The sequence below is a fragment of the Ramlibacter cellulosilyticus genome (assembly GCF_014297465.1).
GTDB classification, from domain to species: domain Bacteria; phylum Pseudomonadota; class Gammaproteobacteria; order Burkholderiales; family Burkholderiaceae_C; genus Ramlibacter; species Ramlibacter cellulosilyticus.
Window position 1 is genome coordinate 212,102 of the sequence record NZ_JACORT010000009.1, and the last position, 18,333, is coordinate 230,434.

Sequence of the window (18,333 nt, forward strand, 5' to 3'; positions counted from 1 at the left end):
CGGCAGGGCGCCGCCCCGGCAATCTAGGAACCTGCGCGCGGCGCGACGGACGGCACGCGGCGCGTGCGCCGGTAGGAGAAGACCGATCCGTGCACGGGTGCACGGAACATTTCAACGAAAGTGTCGGTGCCCGCTCGCCTGCCGCAGGACGGCGTCCGCGTCCGCTGCCGCGTGCCCGCGCCATGCGACCACCTGGTCGGGCCGCACGAGCGCGAGCGGCGCTTCGTAAAGGTCGCGCAGCGCGCGTGACGGATGCCGCACCACGCGCAGGTCGAGTTGCAGCGCCGCCGCGGCCTGCGTGAACGCTTGCGCATCCGGCGCGTCCGGGCCGAGCGCGAGCAAGGTCCATTCGCGGTGGAAGCCGTCGAACAGCGAGCTTCCGTCTTCCAGCCACGCGTGCGGCGGCCGTCCGCCGGGGCACGCGGTCGGCACATACGTGTTGGCGCTGTCGGGCGGCGGGGTGCTGCCGTCGGGGACCACCAGCGGCGACCCGTCGTAGCGGCCGCCGAAGGTGACGCCGGGAATGTTGAATTCCATGCGCACGTGGGCGTCCAGGTGTTCCGAGGCAGCGGCGCGGGCGGCGTCGCCTTCCGCGCCCGGCGCTTCCAGTTCCGGGCGCGCATGGAACAGGCCCACCGAATCCGCGAAGTGGCGCGCGTACGCCGTGTTGCGCACGGCGAGCGGCTTGCGCTCGCGCTCGTAGCTGTCCAGCAGCGACGCGGGGGCCGCGCCGCGCAGCACGTGCGCGAGCTTCCAGCCGAGGTTCACCGCGTCCTCGACCGCCGTGTTGTAGCCGAGGCCACCGGTCGGCGTGAACAGGTGGACCGCATCGCCGGCGAGGAAGATGCGCCCGCGCTGGAACGACTCGGCCACCAGCGAGTGCCCCGCCGTCCACGTGCCGCACGACAGCACCTCGATCGGCAGTTCGCAGCCGACGGCCTCGCGGAACACGCGCCGCGCGTCCTCTTCCGTCCACGCGTCCGCGTTCTCGCCTTCGTGCACGGCGGCATGGAAGGCGAATTCCGAGCGGCCGTCCACCGAAGCCAGGAAGGCGCGCCGCTGCGCGTTGACCGACACGTACATCCACGCGCGCGCATGGGGCAGCACGTCGTAGAAGCCCGGCGCCCGCAGGTACACCGCGAACATCTGGCCGCCCATGAAGTCGCGCCGCACGCCGCTCGCGCCGCCCCATGGAATGCCGAGCGTGCTCCGCACGAGGCTGCGCGGGCCGTCCGCGCCCACGAGGTATTGCGCGACGACCTTCTGCACCGCCCCGCCCGCCGCGGGCTGCACCTCGGCCTCGACGTGCGTGCCGACGTCGCGGAAGGCCAGCAGCTTCCAGCCGTAGCGCACGTCGTTGCTCGCGTGCGCCTCCGCATGCCGGCGCAGCACCTGCTCCACGTACTTCTGCGAGACGCGGTGCGGCAACTCCGCCGCGCTCCAGGACCCGCCCAGGCCCTTCACGTTGCGCACGGCCTGCGCCGCCGTGGGCAGCGACAGCCGCGCGAGCTCCCAGGCCGTGAACCGTGTGAAGTAGGCGATGTCGGTCGGATGGTCCGCCGGCAGGCCCAGCGCGCGCACCTCGTCGGCGAAGCCCAGGCGGCGGTAGTGCTCCATGGTGCGCGCCTGCGTCGCGTTCGCCTGCGGGTTGAAGGCCGTGGAAGGCTTCGCATCCACCAGCAGCGTGGGCACGCCGCGCCGCCCCAGCTCGTTGGCGAGCATCAGGCCGCAAGGGCCGCCGCCGGCGATCAGCACGTCACAGGTTGGTTCGAGCATCGGATCTCCAGTCACTCGCAAGCGGCGTTCGGGCACGCATTCGCACGGCCGAAGCCAGTGCCACCGCGGAACCGGCTTTGCCGGGCCGCTGGTGGCGCCCCCTCGAGGGGGAGGCGCCGAAGGCGCTTCGGGGGTGGGTCAATATCCCCAGCGTGTCGTCCACTTGCGTTCGTACTCCATGCGGTCGAAGTGTTCTGCGATGAAATCGATGAAGGTGCGCACCTTGGCGCTCAGGTGCTTGCGGCTCGGGTACGCCAGGTTGACCGTGAGGCGCGGCAGGTCCCAGGCATCGAGCACGGGGACCAGCCGGCCCGCCACGATGTCGTCGTAGAGGATGTACGTGGGCTGCACCAGGATGCCCAGGCCTTCCAGCGCCGCGGCGCGCAGCACCTGCCCGTCGTTGGATTCCAGCACGCCGCGGATGGCGACGGTGCTCGTCTCGCCGTCGCGCGTGAAGCGCAATTCGTGCGGGTTGTTCGCGTAGGTGTAGACCAGCAGCGCATGGCCGGCGAGGTCTTCCAGCGTGCGCGGCGTTCCCGCGCGCCCGAGGTAACCGGGAGAAGCGGCGAGGATGCGACGCGTCTCCGCGAGCCGGCGGATCGTGATGTTGGAGTCCGGCTCGTACTCGCGCGTGCGGATCGCCACGTCGATGTTGTTGTCGATCAGGTCCAGGTAGCGGTTGGCGGTCTCGACGTGCACCGTCACGTTGGGATAGCGCCGCGTGTATTCGGGCAGCAGCGGCGCGATGTGGTGCATGGAGAACGACAGCGAGGCCGTGATCCGCAAGGTGCCGGTGGGGTTCAGCGTCGACGCGTTGACGGCCGATTCGGCGTCGTGCAGGTCGGCCAGGATGTGCTTGCTGCGGCGCAGGAACTCCTGCCCCGGCTCCGTCAGGTACAGCCGCCGCGTGTTGCGCTCCACGAGGCGCGCGCCCAGGCGCTCCTCCAGCGCCGCGAGGTGGCGGCTGGCGGCGGCGTTGGACAGGCCCAGCTCCTCCGCGGCGCGGCTCAGGCTGCCGGTCTCGGCCACCTGCACGAACAAGGCCATCTCGGTCCAGCGGTCCAAGGGATGTCTCCTGCTGTCTTTGCGCGCCGCGGAAAACTCATTTGCCGCGGCGCCCTTTTCCAAATTATGGCCGGGCCCTAGAGTCTGCCGCATGCGCAACCTCACCCAGGACAACATCACCCAGGCCGTGATCGCCCGCTTCGCCGACACGCCGGACCCGCGGCTCAAGGAGATCATGACCAGCCTGGTGCAGCACCTGCACGCCTTCGCGCGCGAGGTGAAGCTGACCGAGGAGGAGTGGTTCCGCGGCATCGATTTCCTCACGCGCACCGGCCACATCACCGACGACAGGCGCCAGGAGTTCATCCTGCTGTCCGACACGCTGGGCCTGTCGATGCTGACCATCGCGATGAACAACGAGAAGCCGGCGGGCTGCACCGAGTCCACCGTCTTCGGGCCCTTCTACGTGGAAGGCGCGCCGTCCTACGACCTCGGCGAAGACGTGGCGAACGGCGCGGCCGGCGTGCCCTGCGTCGTGCGCGGCACCGTGCGCGGGCTGGACGGCGAGCCGGTCCCCGGCGCCGAGATCCACGTGTGGCAGGCCGATGCCGAAGGCAAGTACGACGTGCAGCGGGAAGGGCTCGCAGGCCACCAGGCGCGCGGCGTTCTGCACGCCAACGGCAAGGGCGAATACCACTTCCGCTCCATCCTCGCCGAGGCCTACCCGATCCCGGACGACGGCCCGGTGGGCGACATGCTCAAGGCCACGAAACGCCACCCGTGGCGGCCGGCGCACCTGCACTTCATGATCCGGGCGCCGGGCTACGAGACCCTGATCACGCACGTGTTCCGCAACGGCGATCCCTACCTGGACTCGGATGCCGTGTTCGGCGTGCGCCAGTCGCTGGTCGCCGACTGGGTGAAGCAGCCGGACGGCCGGTACCTGGTGGAGTACGACTTCGTGCTCGCGCCCGCCGGCAAGGACGCGCGTTGATCCGCCACGTCGTGATGTGGAACGTGCGCGGGGCGACGCGCGACGAGAAGCTCGCCAACATCGGGAAGCTGGAGGCCGCCTTCCTGGGCCTGCGCGGACGCATCCCGGGGCTGCTGCACCTGGAGGTCGGCGTCGACACGAGCGGCGTGGACTACGCCTGCGACGTGGTGCTGGTGAGCGATTTCGCTTCGCAGCAGGCGCTGGACGCCTACGCCACCCATCCCGAGCACCTGCGCGTGCGGCAGGAGCTCGGCGACCTGCGCACGGCACGCCACCAGGTCGACTACGCCGTGCCGGACGCGCCGCGTCCCGCCTGAAGGAGCCCGCCATGCCCAACATCCTGCTCCGCGGCGCCACCATCGTCACCATGGACCGCCAGGGCGACCTGTCGCAGGGGGACCTGCTCGTGCACGGCGAGCGCATCGCGGCGATCGCCCCGGCGCTGCAGGCCGACGACGCGGAGGTGGTGGACGCCACCGGCTGCATCGTCATCCCGGGGCTGGTCAACGCGCACATGCACACGTGGCAGACCGCCCTGCGCGGCGTGGCGGCCAACTGGACGCTGCTGGAGTACTTCCAGAAGATGCACGCCGGCCTGGCCACGGCCTTCGGTCCGGAAGACCTGTTCATCGCGACGCGCATGGGCGCGCTCAACCAGCTGAACTGCGGCACGACCACGCTCGCCGACTGGTGCCACAACAACCCCACGCCGGCGCACAACGACGCCGCCATCGAGGGCCTGCTGTCCACCGGCATCCGCGCCGCCTTCTTCCACGGCACGCCCAAACCCGACCCGAAGCCGGGCCAGGTACCGTTCTGGGAAGTGCCGCATCCGCGCGCGGAAGTCGAGCGCCTGCTGCGGGCGCACCAGGGACACGCGCTGCTGTCGATCCAGGCCGCGGTGCTCGGTCCGCACTACTCGACGCTGGAGGTCGCGATGCACGACTTCCGCATGGCGCGCGAGCTGGGGCTGATCGCCTCGCTGCACCAGGGCGGCGGCGCGGCCCGCACGCCCGACGGCTGGGAGCGGCTGGAGGCGGCGGGCCTGCTCGGGCCCAACATCAACATCGTGCACGGCCACGCGCTGTCGGACGAGCAGCTGCAGCGCTTCTGCGAACTCGGCATGAGCTTCTCCGCGGCCGCCGAAAGCGAGATGTCGCAGGGCCACGGCCATCCGCTGACGGGCCGGCTGCGCCGCTTCGGCCGCGCGCCCTCGCTGGGCGTGGACCTGGAGAGCGTGCTCTCGGGCGACATGCTCACGCAGGCGCGCGTGGCCCTCGGCATCCAGCGCAGCCTGGACAATGTCGCGTACCGCGCGGAGCACGGCACGATCCCGCCGACCTCCACCATCACCACGCGCGAGGCGCTCGCCTGGGTGACCGTGGAAGGCGCGCGCATGCTGCAGCAGCTGGACCGCATCGGCACGCTCGCGCCGGGCAAGCAGGCGGACCTGGTCGTGATCCGCGCCAGCGACCTCAACATGCAACCGGTGCACGACCCGGTGAGCAGCGTCGTGTTCCAGGCCTCGCTCGCCAACGTCGACAGCGTGATGGTGGCGGGCAAGTGGAAGAAGCGCGCAGGCCGCCTGCTCGCGGGGGATCTCGCGGGCGACCTGCGCAAGCTGCGCGCTTCGGGGCTGAAGATCACGCGGGCCATGGGGCTGGCGGGCTGAGGGGCGGGCCAGCGGTCAATAGTCCGGCGACTCTTCCGCCCGCGGCCGCCCTTCGCTCAGCCGCGACAGCAGCAGCAGCCCGCACACGATCACCAGCGTCTTCGCCAGCATCACGCGGTCGCCGAGCGGCCCCTGGGGCAGGTCCCAGCTGTTGCGCAGCAGCGGGCTGATGGCGAGGAGCACGGCGGCGAGCATGCTCGTCCAGCGCGTGTCGTCGCCGGCCAGGTGCAGGATGCCCACGCCCAGGCAGGCGGACAGCGCGATGGCCGTCCACGCCACGGGCAGCGGCGCGCCGCGCACGTGGATGAAGCCGATCACGCCCCACACGAGCGCGACGAGCGTCAGGCGCAGGGGCGACGCGACCGGGGCGCGCACGCCCTGCCGCGGCGCGGCGTCGGAAGGGAAGCAGGCGTTCGGCTCCATGGCGGTCACTCCGCGGCGGCGAGTTCCGTGGCCTGCACGCGGCTGTGGGCGGCGGCGACGCGCGCCAGGTAGCTGGAGCCGCTGTCCTCGCCGGACAGCGCCGCGACGGTGCTGCGCTCGGCCAGGAACGCTGCCGTGGCTTCCGCGCGGGTCATCGCGCCGGAGCCGTGGGCGATCTGGTCGTAGTCGTCGGCCCAGGGGTTGACGCCCGAGCGGCGGAACTGGTGGAATTCCTCCATCACCTGCGCCCGGGTGGCGGTGGACTGGAAGGGGTGGGGGTCCATCGTGATGTCGTCGGCGAAGGCGGTGCCGGCGGCGGCGAGGAGGGCGGCGGCGACGGTGGCGAGATAGCGGTTCATGGCGTTCTCCATCAGGGGTTGAGCTGGCGTCGGTGCGATTCCTGCGCCGACGGAAGCCATGGTGGAGAACGAGGGCGCGAACCGCAGTGCGTTTACGCACCACCTTTCGCATCCGGCGCGCGGCTCCCCATGCCGCGCGCCAGGGCCTGCAAGCCCGCGGGATCGCGCACCACCAGGGCGGCGCCGTCCTTGGCGAGCAGGCCGGACTTGACCAGCGCGGAGAGCTCGCGCGTGACCTGTTCGCGATAGCTGCTCACGCGGTGCGCCAGCTCCGCGTGCCGCGGCGCCGGCTCGATGCGCAGCGCGCCCCCGGCGCGCGCCGGCGTGCCGGCCAGGCGAAGCAGCTCCATGCACACGCGCTGCTGCACGTTGAGCGTGCTGACCTCGACGACCCGCTCGGTGAGCAGCCGCACCAGCTGGCTGAGGCGCTGGAGCACGCGTTCGTTCACCTGCCATTCCGCGCGCAGCAGCTCCCGGAAGTCGGCGGGCGACATGGAGGCGAGCAGGCCCGAGGTGAGCGCCACCACGTCGGCGGAGCGGGGGCGGCCGTCCACCGCCGCGATCTCGCCGAAGGAGGTGCCGGCGGACAGCTCGCGCAGGCTCGTCTCGCGCCCGTTGGCCGCGTAGGTGGTCACGAGCACCGTGCCGCCCACGATGAAGTGCACGTCGCGGTCCGCGTCCTCGCGCGCCACGAGGCGCTGGCCGGCCTCGTAGGGCCGCCACGCGCACTGGCGGCCGATCGCGTCCAGGCGGTCCGCGGAAAGGCCTTGCAACAGGTCGATCTGCCGCAGGCCGAGGCTGGAGGGTTGGGTCGAACTCGCCATCGTCGCGCTCCGGCCCCCACTCTGGTGCCAAACGCGCGCGCTGGCAAGGAGGTTCACCCGGCGGCGAGGGCGCTGCGGATGGCCTTTCCGAGTTCGGCGGGGCCCACCGGCTTGTGCAGCAGCGGCAGCCGGGTGCGCGCGGCCTGCTCGATGCGCGCCGGGGCGGTGTCGCCCGTGATCAGCACCACGGGCAGCTCCGGTTGCAGCACCCGCAGGCGCTGCGCCGTATCGAGGCCATCCTCGCCGTCGCGCAGTCGCAGGTCGCACAGGCACAGGTCCCAGGCCTGCGCCTGGTCCTCGCCGATGGCGCTCGCCTGGCGCCAGCCGTCCGCCTCGTCCACCTCCGCGCCCCAGGCCGTGAGGAGCTCGCGCATGGAGGCGCGCACCAGCGCCTCGTCGTCGACGATCAGGATGCGGCGGTCGTGCAGGTCCGGCGCGCCGCCGCCGCGCTCCTGGGCGCGCGGCACGGCGCGCTGCGCGGCGACGTAGGGGATCCGCAGCTGGAAGGTGCTGCCGTGGCCGGCCAGCGACTCCACGCGCACCTCGCCCTGCATCAGCGCCGCGAGCCGCGCCACGATCGACAGGCCGAGCCCCAGGCCCTGCGCCTGGTCGCGCGCCTTGTTGCCCACCTGGTAGAACTCCTCGAAGACGAGGTCCAGCTGGTCGGGCGGGATGCCGATGCCGGTATCCGAGACACGGAAGACGAGGTCCTCGCCTTCGCGCGCGGCGTGCAGCGCGATGCGGCCGCGCTGCGTGAACTTGCACGCGTTGTCCAGCAGGTTGCGCAGGCAGCGCTCGACGTGCACCGGGTCGAGCACGACGCGGAGGTCCTCCGCCTGCGCCACGATCTCGACCGGGCGGCCCGACACGAGGCGGCCCGCTTCCGTCGCCAGCCCGTCGACGAGCGCCTGCAGGGACACGGGCTGCACCGAGACCGAGACGACGCCGGCGTCCAGGCGCGAGATGTCCAGCAGGTTGTCGAGCAGCTTCTTGAGGATGTCGCTGACGGAGGCGATGTGCTGCGCCAGCGTGCGCAGCTGCGGGGTTTCCGCCGAAGCGTCCAGCACGCTGCTGAAGAGGCCCAGGGCGTGCACCGGCTGGCGCAGGTCGTGGCTGGCGCTCGCCAGGAAGCGGGACTTGGAGCGGCTCGCCTCCTCCGCCTTCTCGCGGGCGCGCTCGGTCTCCTCCTTCTCGCGCCGCAACTGCTCCACGACGCGCTCGCGCTCGAAGCGGATGAGCACCGAGCGCTCGAACACCTCCGCCAGGTGCCCCGAGAGGCGCACCATGAGCGCGCCGAAGACCAGGAGCGTCACGACGACGATCCATGCGTGGCTGCCCCCCAGCTGCGCCCAGTAGGCGATGAGGGGCGGCAAGGCGAGCGCGAGCACGTACAGGTAGCCGGTGCGGTAGGAGGCGAAGGTTGCCGCGCCCGCGGTGAGGGCAAGCAAAGAGACCACGGTGAGCGCCGCGCGCCCCTCGGCAGAAAGCCCGGAGAAGAAGGCGACCGGCAGCGCGCCGGTCCACACGCCGTTGAAGAGGGCGAAGCCGAGGTAGCGGCGCAGGGCGGCGGCATCCGCCGGTACCTTGTCGGCCAGAACGCGGCGGCTGAACGTCACGCGCAGGAACGCCGGGCCGATGTACGCCGCGATCCAGAGGACGGCGTGCCAGCGCGAAGGCCCGGAGGCGAGGACCACGCCGATCAGCAAGGCGCCCAGGAAGGTGGAGGCGGCGGCGCCCGCGGACTGCTCGGCGAGGAGGCGCACGCGCTCGCGCAGCATCGGCACGTCCTCCGCGGGACCCCCATACGACTTCATGCCCTCTGCGCTCCTTTGGAGCGCATTCTGGGCGGGAGGTGCGGGACGCACCTCCCCCTTTCGGGCGAGGCCCGGCCTGTGGCAACCTGCGCGCATGGACACGATGCAGCCCTTGCGCAGCGCCACCGCCGGCGTCCTCGAAGTCGCGTGGTACGAGGCCGGCCCCGGCGACGGGCCGCCGGTGTTCCTCATGCACGGCTTCCCCTACGACATCCACTCCTACGAGGAAGTCGCGCCCCTGCTCGCGGCGCAGGGTTGCCGGGTGATCGTGCCCTACCTGCGCGGCTACGGCCCCACGCGCTTCCTGCGCGCGGACACGATGCGCTCGGGCGAGCAGGCGGCGCTCGGAGCGGACTTGCTGGCGCTGATGGACGCGCTGCAGGTGCCGCGCGCCGTCCTCGCCGGCTACGACTGGGGCGGGCGCGCGGCCTGCGTGGTGGCGGCGCTGTGGCCCGGGCGCTGCGCGGGCCTGGTCTCGTACAACAACTACAACATCCACGACGTCGCCCGTGCCATGGAGCCGGACACGCCGGAGAACGAGCGCAAGTACTGGTACCAGTACTACTTCCACTGCGAGCGGGGCCGCGCCGGCCTGGCGGCGCACCGGCAGGCGATGGCGCGCCTGTTGTGGGAGCTGTGGTCGCCGTCGTGGAAGTTCGACGACGCGACCTTCGCGCGCACCGCGCCAGCCTTCGCCAACCCCGATTTCGTCGAGGTCGTGATCCACTCCTACCGGCAGCGCTACGGACTCGCGCCCGGCGATCCGGCCTATGCCGACATCGAACGGCGCCTCGCGGCGCAGCCGGCGATCACCGTGCCGGCCATCACCTTCGACGGCGCCGACGACGGCGTGCGGGCGCCGGCGCCAGAAAGCGCGCACGCGCGCTTCTTCTCCGGGCCGCGCTCGCATCGCATCGTGGCCGGTGCCGGCCACAACCTGCCGCAGGAGAAGCCGCGCGTCTTCGCCGACGCCGTGCTCGAGCTGGTGCGCGGTTCACGCTGAGGCAGCCGTGCTGGGCGTAGGCGCCGGTCCCGCCGGCCAGGCGGCGGTGCCCTACCTGCTTCGTCTCGCTCCGTGGCCACCGGGGCGCCCGTCCATCGTCCATCCTGTGCACAGACCCAGGCAACGAACGGACGGTCCCCATGCTTCAGCCGACTCCCGCCGCGACCACGCGCACCATCAGCATTGCGAGCGCCTACGGCGAGATCGTCGCGTCGGAGCAGGTGCCGGCCTCCGAATTCCACGCGGCCCTGCGCCGCTTCTACAACCGGGCGGTGCACTACGCGAACTCGGTCGTCGTGCTCGACGGCGTCACGCAGAGCCGCAACTCCTTCCTGGAGTTCGTGCGGCACTTCAACGATTCCGCCGAGCGCGCCGCGCGCCTCCAGCACTCCTGAGCCGGCTCACTCGATCAGCTGCACCATGATCTCCTGCGGACGCGCGGGAGGCTGGCCCGGCGCGTTGTAGATGCAGGGCATGTCGGGACGCTGCGCGTAGTCGCGCAAGGCCTTGCAGCCTTCCCAGAACTGGCGCTCGTGCTCGCTCTCGCCCCAGGTCTTCATGCCCCAGGCGATGCCCAGCGCGATGCAGGCGGGCGCGAACGTGCCACCGCTCAGGATGGCCGCCGCGACGCACATGTTGTTCGCCGATGCACCTTGCCACAGCGACGCCGCCGCGGCGTACACGGCGGGCCTCTCGGTGTCGGGCAGGGCCTTGGCGTATTCCATGACGGCGTACTTCACGCCGATGCCGAGCACCGGCCCCAGCGGGTTGAGTTCGGCCGCGCCGACTGCGAGCCCGATCGCGGTCGTGACGCCGTCGGCCACCGCGCCTTCCATCGCTTCGTCGGCGACGCCCGCGCGCGCCGAAAAAGCACATGCAGCCAGCATTGCGGCCGCGCACCAGCGGGCCAGGGTGGCCCCTCGCTTCTGCTCCATCTCTGTTCCCCTCGACGTCCTTCTGGACCGTTCCAGTGAACCATGCTCATCCGTGGGAACGCTAGGGAATTAGCGGAGCGCGCAACAGGGGGCTGTCAGCTTCCCGCGCGCCGGTCGCCGGCGGGCGACCGGCGGTCGCGGTGCCGCGTATGCCCATGTAACGCGGCGTGCGCCGCGCTCAGGGAAAGCGCAGCCCCGTCACGCGGGCGCGATAGAAAGGGAAGTAGTCGGGCGTGCCGAAGAAGTTGCCGCCATCGACGCGGAACGGCACCGTGCAGCCCTCGACGGTGCGGAAGTCGCCGAGCTCGCCCCCGAAAGGCTGCAGCCGGAACACGCCTTGCGGATTCGCATTGCTCCAGCGCGGCATGCACACCCACAGCGGCTGGCCGCGCGCATCCACGCGGATGTCCACCTGCTGCTCCATGCCGCGGTGCGTGACGAGCGCGCGTGCCGTGTCGGGGCCGGCGTCCAGCCAGCGCACGCCGGCTTGCGGCAGCAGCGACGCAGGCGCCCAGATCGCCGCCTCCGCGCAGGCGCGGCCGAATGCGGAGCGCAGGTGGTCGGCCGTGCCGCCGGCGCGCACCACGGGCAGGATGCCGAAGAGGCGCAAGCGCGTCCACGAACGTTCGCCGACCATGCCGTCCGAGCCGGCGATGCGCATCCACGCGCGGCCCGCCTGCACTTCCCACAGCAGGCCTTCGGGCGCGGCGAGCACCTGGCGGGCGCGCATGGGCTGGACCTTGGGGTCGTCGCGCGTGCCGAGGGACAGCTCGCCTTCCATGGCGAGTTCGGCGATGCCTGCGAGACGCGCGCCGGGCTGCAGCGCGTGCAGGAAGTAGCGCTGCGCAGGCTCGGGCAGCTGCGCCACCAGCTCCGGCGAGAAGCGTTCCGGCAGCGGCAGGCGGAACGCGTGCAAGGCGTCGCGCGCCTCGCGTGCCTCCCTGCGGTCGGAGAGGAGGCTCACAAGGCCTGCCACTCGGGAATGCAGTGGCGTGCCAGCGCGGTGACCCAGAACGGTTCGGAAGGATCGAAGGCGAGCCCGAACGCGGGGCTCACGAGGAAGCCGGCACGCTCGAAGGCCTCCGGGTCCTGGCCGCGGATGAAGGCCGCGAGCATCGCGAACGGCACGGAGACCTTGCCGAGGTTCACGGCCTCGGCTTCCAGCGTGATCTCCTCCAGCCGGCCGTTGTCCTGGAAGCGGTAGACCACGTTGCCGTAGTCCATCTCGTCGAGCCCGACGCCGTTGCGGCCCGAGCGCCAGGGCAGGCCGCGTGCGCGCTGCACGTCCGCGGCGGAAACGGTGAAAGGCGTGTCGTCGACCTGTACGTAGGGATCCAGTTTCATGCGATGGCTCAGGCCGCGGTTCCCGCCGCCCGCCGGATGATCTCCGCGAAATGCCTCAGCACCGGCGAACGGGTGGCGCCCTTGGGCCACAGCATGCCCGGAGTGCGGATCGGCGTGGGGTCTTCCAGCGGGATCACGCGCAGGTCCGCGGACTGCGACACGGCCGTCTCCGTGATGATCCCGGCCAGGTCGGTCTGGCGGATCAGCTCGATCATCGGCGCGACCGAATTCATCTGGGCCACCACCAGCGGTTCGGCGCCGGCCTGGTCGAAGCAGTCGTCGAGCAGCTTGCGCGTGAGGAACTGCGGCGTGAGCAGCACCATGCGCACGTCGTGCAGCTCCACCATGCGCACGCGCCGCCGCCGCGCGAGCGGATGGTGCACGCCGACCACCAGGCGCAGTTCCTCGTTGTAGAGCGGCTCGAACCAGAGGTCGCCGCCGTCCGACGGCGGATAGGACACCGCGATGTCCAGGTGCCCCGAACGCAGGCGCTTGAGGATCTGGCCGGCGGCGAGCTCCTCCACCGACACCGCGATGCCGGGATAGTGATTGAGCAGCGTCGCGACGCACTGCGGGACCATGCGCGTGTTGAAGCTCGGGGTGGTGCCCAGGCGGATGCTGCCCGTGATCGCCTCGCCGGGCTGGCGCAGCGCCTGCACGCCGAGGTCGATCTGCTCCAGGGCCGGCGTCATGTGGCTGCGCAGGATCTCGCCCGCTTCCGTCAGGCGCACCTGCTTGCCGCTGCGGTCGAAGAGCGGCGTGCCCAGCTCCTCCTCCAGCTGCCGGATCTGGTGCGACAGCGTCGACTGCGTCACGTGCAGCCGCTCCGCGGCGCGCGTGAAGTTGAGGGTTTCCGCGATCGCGTCGAAGTAGCGGAGGTGGCGGAGTTCCATCAGGGTTGGTCCCGATAGCGATCGATGGCATCGATCATAGCCGTTGAAAATCATCACTTTCCAGCCCCGCGGCCCGCTCCTAGACTGCGCCCGAAACCAAGGAGACAGGCCATGGCCCAACTCGAAGTGAGCGATTTCGCGCAGGCGGTGATCGACCGCATGGGCGAGTGCAAGGACGCGCGGTTCAAGCAGGTCATGACCTCGCTGGTGAAGCACGCGCATGCCTTCATGCGCGAGGTGGACCTCACGCCGGACGAGTGGATGGCCGGCATCCAGTTCCTCACCGAGACCGGCAAGAAGTGCGACGAGAAGCGGCAGGAGTTCATCCTGCTGTCGGACACGCTGGGGATCTCCATGCTGATCGTCGCGCTGGCGCAGGCGCGCGGCGCGAAGGCGCTGGCGGAGCAGCCGGGCGAGCGGCCGACGGAAGCCACCGTGCAAGGCCCGTTCTTCTGGCCCGGCGCGCCGCAGAAGGAACTCGGCGACGACATCGGCGCCGGCCTCGGCGAGCCCACGCTGTACCACGGGCGCGTGACGGATACCAGCGGCCGGCCGATCGCCGGCTGCGTGGTGGACGTCTGGTCCGGCGACGAAGGCGGCCTCTACGACATGCAGAAGGGCGACGAGATGAGCCTGCGCGCGCAGTTCCGCACCGACAAGGATGGCAACTACCGCTTCTGGTCCATCAAGCCGACCTACTACCCCGTGCCGGGCGACGGCCCCGTGGGCCGCATGCTGGACAAGATGGGCCGCCACCTCAATCGTCCGGGGCACATGCACATGATGCTGGACGCGCCCGGGCACGAGAAGCTGGTGACGCACATCTTCGTCAAGGACAGCCCCTACCTCGATTCGGACGCCGTCTTCGGCGTGCGCAACAGCCTGATCGTGGAGTTCCCGAAGCACGCGCCGGGCAAGGCGCCGGACGGGCGCAGCATGGACAAGCCGTTCTATACGGCGAAGTACGACTTCAGGCTGGTGCCGTCGATGCGGTGACGGTTCCGGCGGATAGCTGGGGTGCGCTTCGCGCAACCCAGCCTACGGAACGCCCCCAACGCGACCCTCTTCGTAGGCTGGGTTGACGCGAAGCGTCACCCCAGCCCGACCACACAACGGGAGACCCTCTTGAAAATCGGCAAGGCCACCGTGCCGCGCTCCGCCATCACCACGTCCAACGCGGACACCATCGTCGTGCGCGGGCAGGACCTGTCGCGCGACCTGATCGGGCAGGTGAACTTCGGCGACTACTTCCACTTCCTGCTCACCGGGCGCAAACCGGACGCGGCGAGCAGCGCGGTGCTGAACGCCACGCTGGTCGCGATCGCCGACCACGGCCTCGTGCCCAGCGTGCAGGCGGCGCGCATGACGTACGCCGCCGCACCGGAGGCGCTGCAAGGCGCCGTCGCGGCGGGCATCCTCGGCTGCGGCTCCGTGATCCTCGGCGCGTCGGAAACCGCCGGCCGCATGTTCGTCGAGATCGACGAAGAGGCGAAGAAGCGCGGCGGCGACCTGCGGGAGGCGGCGAAGGCCATCGTCTCCGGCCGCCGCGAGCGCAAGCAGGCGATCCCGGGCTACGGCCATCCCGAGCACAAGGAGCGCGACCGCCGCGTCGACGCCCTGTTCGAAGTCTCGCGCCAGGCCGGCGGCGGCCAGCACTTCGTGCAGATCGCGCAGGCGGTCGAAGACATCATTCCCGCGGTGGTCGGCAAGGACCTCAAGCTCAATGTCTCCGCCGCGATCCCCGCGGTGCTGCTCGGCGTGGGCTTCCCCGTCGGCGCGCTCAAGGGCGTGCCCATCCTCGCGCGCACGGCCAGCCTGATCGCCCACCTGAACGAGGAGATGAGCGACCCGATCGGCTTCGCCCTGTCGTACCAGGCGATGCGCGAGTTCGAATACACGGGCGCGATGCCCCAGGAGCGCAAGTGATCAAGGTCCTCGATGGCGTGCGCGTGCTGGAGCACGGCACCTTCATCACCGGTCCCGCGGCCTCCATGCTGCTGGCCGACCTCGGCGCCGACGTCGTGAAGGTGGAGCTGCCCGGCACGGGCGACCCCTTCCGCGCGTTCAAGGGCGGGCTCTACTCGCCCCACTACCAGACCGTCAACCGCAACAAGCGCAGCGTCACGCTCAACACGAAGCAGGCCGCCGACCTGGAGAAGTTCGACGCGCTCGTGAAGGACGCGGACGTCTACATCCAGAACTTCCGCCCCGGCTTCGCGGAGCAGATCGGCGCCGGCTTCGAACGCCTGCGCGGCATCAACGACCGCCTCATCTACTGCGCCATCAGCGGCTTCGGCTCCTCGGGTCCCGCGGCGCAGCGCCCCGCCTACGACAGCGTGGCGCAGGCCGCGAGCGGCTTCCTGCGCCTGCTGGTGAACCCGGGCAACCCGCGCGTCACCGGCCCGGCCATCGCCGACCTCGTCACCGGCTTCTACGCGGCCTACGGCATCCTCGGCGCGCTCTACGACCGCGAGAAGCACGGCACCGCGCGCAAGGTGGAGCTGTCGATGTTCGAGGCCATGACGCACTTCAACCTCGACGCCTTCCAGCACCTGTTCTCCGCCAACGAGGTGATGGGGCCGTTCAGCCGCCCGAGCGTGTCGCAGTCGTACGTGCTCGAATGCAAGGACGGCAAGTGGGTCGCCCTGCACATGTCTTCCCCCGAGAAGTTCTGGCAGGGGCTCGCCACCGCGATGGAGCAGCCGCGCTTCTTCGAGGACCCGCGCTTCGCCAGCCGGCAGGCACGCATCGAGAACCAGGAAGCGCTGATCGAGGTGCTGGGGCCCATCTTCCGCGGCCACGACCGCGCGGAATGGTGCCGGCGCCTGGAAGCCAACGACGTGCCGCATTCCCCCATGTACACGACGGCCGAAGTGCCCGAGGATGCGCAGGCGAAGCACCTGCAGCTGTTCGTGGAGACCGAGCACCCGGTGGTGGGCACCTTCCGCACCGTGCGCTCGCCCGTGTCCTTCGACGGCGAACGGCCGGTGGAGGTGAGCGCGCCGCCCGTGCTGGGCGAACACAACGAGGAACTCGCCCGCGGCTGGAAGCCGCGCGGCAACCCGCAGAAGGAGACCCGCAAGTGAGCCACCGCCGTCCCGTCGTCGCCGCGCTCGTCGCCCTCGCGCTCGGCCTGCCGTTCGCCGCGCAGGCGCAGCAGGACTACCCCGCGCGGCCCGTGCGCCTGGTGGTTCCCTTCGGGCCGGGCACCACCACGGACATCATCGCGCGCGTGTTCGCCGAAGCGATGGCCAAGCCGCTCGGGCAGGCGATCGTCGTCGAGAACCGCGCCGGGGCCGGCGGCAACATCGGCGCCGACCTCGTGGCGAAGTCGCCCGCCGACGGCTACACGATCGTGATGGGCACGGTGGGCACGCACGCGATCAACCCGGGCCTGTACCGCAAGATGCCCTACGACGCGCAGAAGGACTTCGCGCCCATCGGCTTCGCGGGCTACACGCCGACGCTGCTGGTGGTCGCCGCCAACTCGCCGGTGAAAAGCCTGAAGGACCTGCAGGCCGCGGCGCAGAAGCAGGGCGGCATCAGCTTCGCTTCGGCGGGCAACGGCACCTCGGGCCACCTCGCCGGCGAACTGCTCAAGGCGCGCCTTGGCGGCGAGATGGTGCACGTGCCGTACAAGGAAGGCGGCATGGCGCTCTCCGACGTGATGGCCGGCCAGGCGCAGTTCATGTTCTACCACCCGGCCGCCGTGCTGCCGCAGGTGAAGGCGGGCAAGCTGCGGGCGCTGGGCGTGTCGAGCGCGAAGCGCAGCGGCGCGACGCCGGACGTCCCCACGATCACCGAACAGGGCTACGGCGACTTCGACCTCGTCGCCTGGTTCATGCTCTACGCGCCCGCCGCCACGCCCGCGCCGGTGCTCGCGAAGCTGCGCGACGCGGTGGCGCAGGCCGTGACGAATCCCGAGACGAAGGCGAAGCTCGCCGCGCAGGGGCTGGAAGTGCCCTTGCTGAAGCCGGAGGAGCTCGCTGCCTTCGGCCGCACCGAACTGGCGAAATGGTCCGAGCTGGTGAAACGCTCGGGCGCGCAGGTGGATTGAGCCGGTAAACCCAGACCAAGACCAAGGAGACAAGCCATGAACCTCTCTCGCCGCAACCTCCTGGGCGCCGCCGGCGCCGCGCTGGCGCTGCCGGTGCTCGCGCAGCAGGGGCAGCCGATCCGCATCGGCAGCACCCTCGCGCTGACCGGGCCGCTCTCGGCCACCGCGCTCACCCACAAGCTCGTGGGCGAGATCTACGTCGAGCAGTTGAACAAGCGCGGCGGGCTCCTCGGCCGCCCCGTGCAGTGGATCGTGAAGGACGACCAGTCGAAGGCCGACCTCGCGCGTACCCTGTACGAGCAGCTCGTGACCAGCGACAAGGTCGACCTGCTGATGGGTCCGTACGCGACGGGTGCCATCCTCTCCGCGATGGGCGTGGCGCAGCGCTACAACAAGGTGCTGGTGCACCACACCTTCGGCATCCCCTCGCAGGCCAAGTACGACATGCAGTTCCCGGCGTGGTCGCTCGGGCCGGACCCGCAGAACACGGTGTCGAACTCGCTGTTCGACATGCTGGCGCAGTCCAGGAAGCCGCCGAAGACCATCGCCATCGTCACGAGCAAGTTCCCGTCCATCCACTTCATGTCGCTCGGCGGCCGCGAGGTGGCGAAGAAGCGCGGCCTGAAGGAGGTGCTGTTCCTCGAATGGGAATTCGGCAACCGCGACTTCGGCCCGATCGCCGCGCGCGTGAAGGACGCGAACCCCGACATGGTGTGGATCGGCGACATCGGCCTGGAAGGCAACATGCTGCTCGACGCGATGAAGAAGATCGACTACACGCCGCCGATCCACTTCCACATGTACCCGGCGCCCGGCCCGATGCTCAAGTCGCCGGAAGGGGACAAGGCGCTGTCGGTCACGATCTTCGAGGAGCACCCGCCCTTCACCAATTCCGGCACGGCCGCGGAATTCGTGAAGGTGTTCAACGAACGCGCGGCCGCGGCGGGGCTGCCGGACACGCACGTGGAAGTGCAGGCGGCCGCCTCGTACTCCGCCTGGCAGATCCTGGAAGCGGGCGTGCGCGGCGCCAACAGCCTGGACGACAAGAAGATCGCGGAGTTCCTGCGCAAGAACAAGATCGACACGATCCAGGGCCGACTGCGCTTCGATGGCCCCGGCAACTACGGCGACGACCTCATGAAGATCAAGCAGGTGCAGGGCGGCGCCTGGAAGGTGGTGTGGCCCACGTCGTTCGCGGCACCGGGCGCTTCGCTGCAGATGCGCTGACGGCGGC

General features: G+C 70.8%; 20 protein-coding genes. 10 read left to right on the plus strand and 10 right to left on the minus strand.

What is annotated here, in order from left to right; genetic code table 11:
• Positions 1 to 111 precede the first annotated feature (111 nt).
• Both H8N03_RS20015 and H8N03_RS20020 read right to left on the minus strand, forming a co-directional pair.
• A complete protein-coding gene (locus tag H8N03_RS20015) occupies positions 112 to 1,776 on the minus strand; it encodes an FAD-dependent oxidoreductase (protein WP_187077984.1) in 1,665 nt (554 codons plus the stop codon).
• A 138-nt stretch (positions 1,777 to 1,914) separates the two neighbouring features.
• The gene (locus H8N03_RS20020) at positions 1,915 to 2,841 is read right to left on the minus strand and encodes a LysR family transcriptional regulator (RefSeq protein ID WP_187077985.1); all 927 of its coding nucleotides are present in this window, start codon (positions 2,839 to 2,841) and stop codon (positions 1,915 to 1,917) included.
• Between the two features lie 91 nt (positions 2,842 to 2,932).
• Here H8N03_RS20020 and H8N03_RS20025 point away from each other — a divergent pair, with 91 nt between their 5' ends.
• Genes H8N03_RS20025 through H8N03_RS20035 form a run of 3 tightly spaced genes read left to right on the plus strand, consistent with a single transcriptional unit; the run spans position 2,933 to position 5,447 of the window.
• Positions 2,933 to 3,775 (plus strand): intradiol ring-cleavage dioxygenase, encoded by an 843-nt coding sequence (locus H8N03_RS20025; RefSeq protein ID WP_187077986.1) that lies wholly within the window; start codon positions 2,933 to 2,935, stop codon positions 3,773 to 3,775.
• A complete protein-coding gene (locus tag H8N03_RS20030) occupies positions 3,772 to 4,092 on the plus strand; it encodes a Dabb family protein (protein ID WP_222623058.1) in 321 nt (106 codons plus the stop codon). Before H8N03_RS20025 ends, H8N03_RS20030 begins: the two co-directional genes overlap by 4 nt.
• A gap of 11 nt (positions 4,093 to 4,103) precedes the next feature.
• Positions 4,104 to 5,447, plus strand: a complete 1,344-nt coding sequence (locus H8N03_RS20035; RefSeq protein ID WP_187077987.1) for an amidohydrolase family protein — start codon at positions 4,104 to 4,106, stop codon at positions 5,445 to 5,447.
• 15 nt (positions 5,448 to 5,462) lie between these two features.
• On the opposite strand, the gene H8N03_RS20040 is transcribed toward H8N03_RS20035, so the two are convergent.
• From H8N03_RS20040 to H8N03_RS20055, 4 genes are all read right to left on the minus strand, one after another.
• The gene (locus H8N03_RS20040; RefSeq protein ID WP_187077988.1) at positions 5,463 to 5,870 is read right to left on the minus strand and encodes a hypothetical protein; all 408 of its coding nucleotides are present in this window, start codon (positions 5,868 to 5,870) and stop codon (positions 5,463 to 5,465) included.
• Between the two features lie 5 nt (positions 5,871 to 5,875).
• Entirely contained in the window at positions 5,876 to 6,229 is a 354-nt protein-coding gene (locus tag H8N03_RS20045) for a DUF4148 domain-containing protein (protein ID WP_187077989.1), read from the minus strand.
• Positions 6,230 to 6,321: 92 nt separating this feature from the next.
• The gene (locus H8N03_RS20050; RefSeq protein WP_187077990.1) at positions 6,322 to 7,053 is read right to left on the minus strand and encodes a Crp/Fnr family transcriptional regulator; all 732 of its coding nucleotides are present in this window, start codon (positions 7,051 to 7,053) and stop codon (positions 6,322 to 6,324) included.
• 53 nt (positions 7,054 to 7,106) lie between these two features.
• Entirely contained in the window at positions 7,107 to 8,867 is a 1,761-nt protein-coding gene (locus tag H8N03_RS20055; protein WP_187077991.1) for an ATP-binding protein, read from the minus strand.
• 94 nt (positions 8,868 to 8,961) lie between these two features.
• On the opposite strand from H8N03_RS20055, the gene H8N03_RS20060 reads away from it, so the two are divergent.
• Together H8N03_RS20060 and H8N03_RS20065 are read left to right on the plus strand one after the other, a co-directional pair.
• Positions 8,962 to 9,870, plus strand: a complete 909-nt coding sequence (locus tag H8N03_RS20060) for an alpha/beta fold hydrolase (protein WP_187077992.1) — start codon at positions 8,962 to 8,964, stop codon at positions 9,868 to 9,870.
• 140 nt (positions 9,871 to 10,010) lie between these two features.
• Positions 10,011 to 10,265, plus strand: a complete 255-nt coding sequence (locus H8N03_RS20065) for a hypothetical protein (protein WP_187077993.1) — start codon at positions 10,011 to 10,013, stop codon at positions 10,263 to 10,265.
• A 6-nt stretch (positions 10,266 to 10,271) separates the two neighbouring features.
• Here the strand turns inward: H8N03_RS20065 and H8N03_RS20070 are convergent, their stop codons facing one another.
• The 4 genes from H8N03_RS20070 to H8N03_RS20085 all read right to left on the minus strand — a co-directional run bounded on the left by H8N03_RS20070 (position 10,272) and on the right by H8N03_RS20085 (position 13,042).
• On the minus strand, positions 10,272 to 10,805 hold the full coding sequence (locus tag H8N03_RS20070) for a hypothetical protein (protein ID WP_187077994.1): 534 nt from the start codon (positions 10,803 to 10,805) through the stop codon (positions 10,272 to 10,274).
• Positions 10,806 to 10,983: 178 nt separating this feature from the next.
• Positions 10,984 to 11,769: a DUF6544 family protein gene (locus tag H8N03_RS20075; RefSeq protein ID WP_187077995.1), complete on the minus strand. Its 786-nt coding sequence runs from the start codon at positions 11,767 to 11,769 to the stop codon at positions 10,984 to 10,986.
• Positions 11,766 to 12,149, minus strand: a complete 384-nt coding sequence (locus H8N03_RS20080; protein ID WP_187077996.1) for a hypothetical protein — start codon at positions 12,147 to 12,149, stop codon at positions 11,766 to 11,768. Before H8N03_RS20080 ends, H8N03_RS20075 begins: the two co-directional genes overlap by 4 nt.
• Positions 12,150 to 12,157: 8 nt before the next feature.
• Positions 12,158 to 13,042, minus strand: coding sequence for a LysR substrate-binding domain-containing protein (locus H8N03_RS20085; RefSeq protein ID WP_187077997.1), 885 nt, complete (start codon positions 13,040 to 13,042; stop codon positions 12,158 to 12,160).
• A 111-nt stretch (positions 13,043 to 13,153) separates the two neighbouring features.
• On the opposite strand from H8N03_RS20085, the gene H8N03_RS20090 reads away from it, so the two are divergent.
• The 5 genes from H8N03_RS20090 to H8N03_RS20110 all read left to right on the plus strand — a co-directional run bounded on the left by H8N03_RS20090 (position 13,154) and on the right by H8N03_RS20110 (position 18,326).
• Complete coding sequence (locus H8N03_RS20090; protein ID WP_187077998.1) at positions 13,154 to 14,038, plus strand: dioxygenase family protein; 885 nt, start codon at positions 13,154 to 13,156, stop codon at positions 14,036 to 14,038.
• Between the two features lie 129 nt (positions 14,039 to 14,167).
• Positions 14,168 to 14,968 carry a citryl-CoA lyase gene (locus H8N03_RS20095; RefSeq protein WP_187077999.1) on the plus strand — a complete coding sequence of 267 codons (801 nt, stop codon included), beginning with the start codon at positions 14,168 to 14,170 and terminating at the stop codon, positions 14,966 to 14,968.
• Entirely contained in the window at positions 14,965 to 16,128 is a 1,164-nt protein-coding gene (locus H8N03_RS20100; protein WP_187078000.1) for a CaiB/BaiF CoA transferase family protein, read from the plus strand. The genes H8N03_RS20095 and H8N03_RS20100 overlap by 4 nt, the downstream gene beginning before the upstream one ends.
• Positions 16,125 to 17,099, plus strand: a complete 975-nt coding sequence (locus H8N03_RS20105) for a Bug family tripartite tricarboxylate transporter substrate binding protein (protein WP_187078001.1) — start codon at positions 16,125 to 16,127, stop codon at positions 17,097 to 17,099. Before H8N03_RS20100 ends, H8N03_RS20105 begins: the two co-directional genes overlap by 4 nt.
• A gap of 36 nt (positions 17,100 to 17,135) precedes the next feature.
• Positions 17,136 to 18,326 carry an amino acid ABC transporter substrate-binding protein gene (locus H8N03_RS20110; RefSeq protein WP_187078002.1) on the plus strand — a complete coding sequence of 397 codons (1,191 nt, stop codon included), beginning with the start codon at positions 17,136 to 17,138 and terminating at the stop codon, positions 18,324 to 18,326.
• Positions 18,327 to 18,333: the final 7 nt, after the last annotated feature.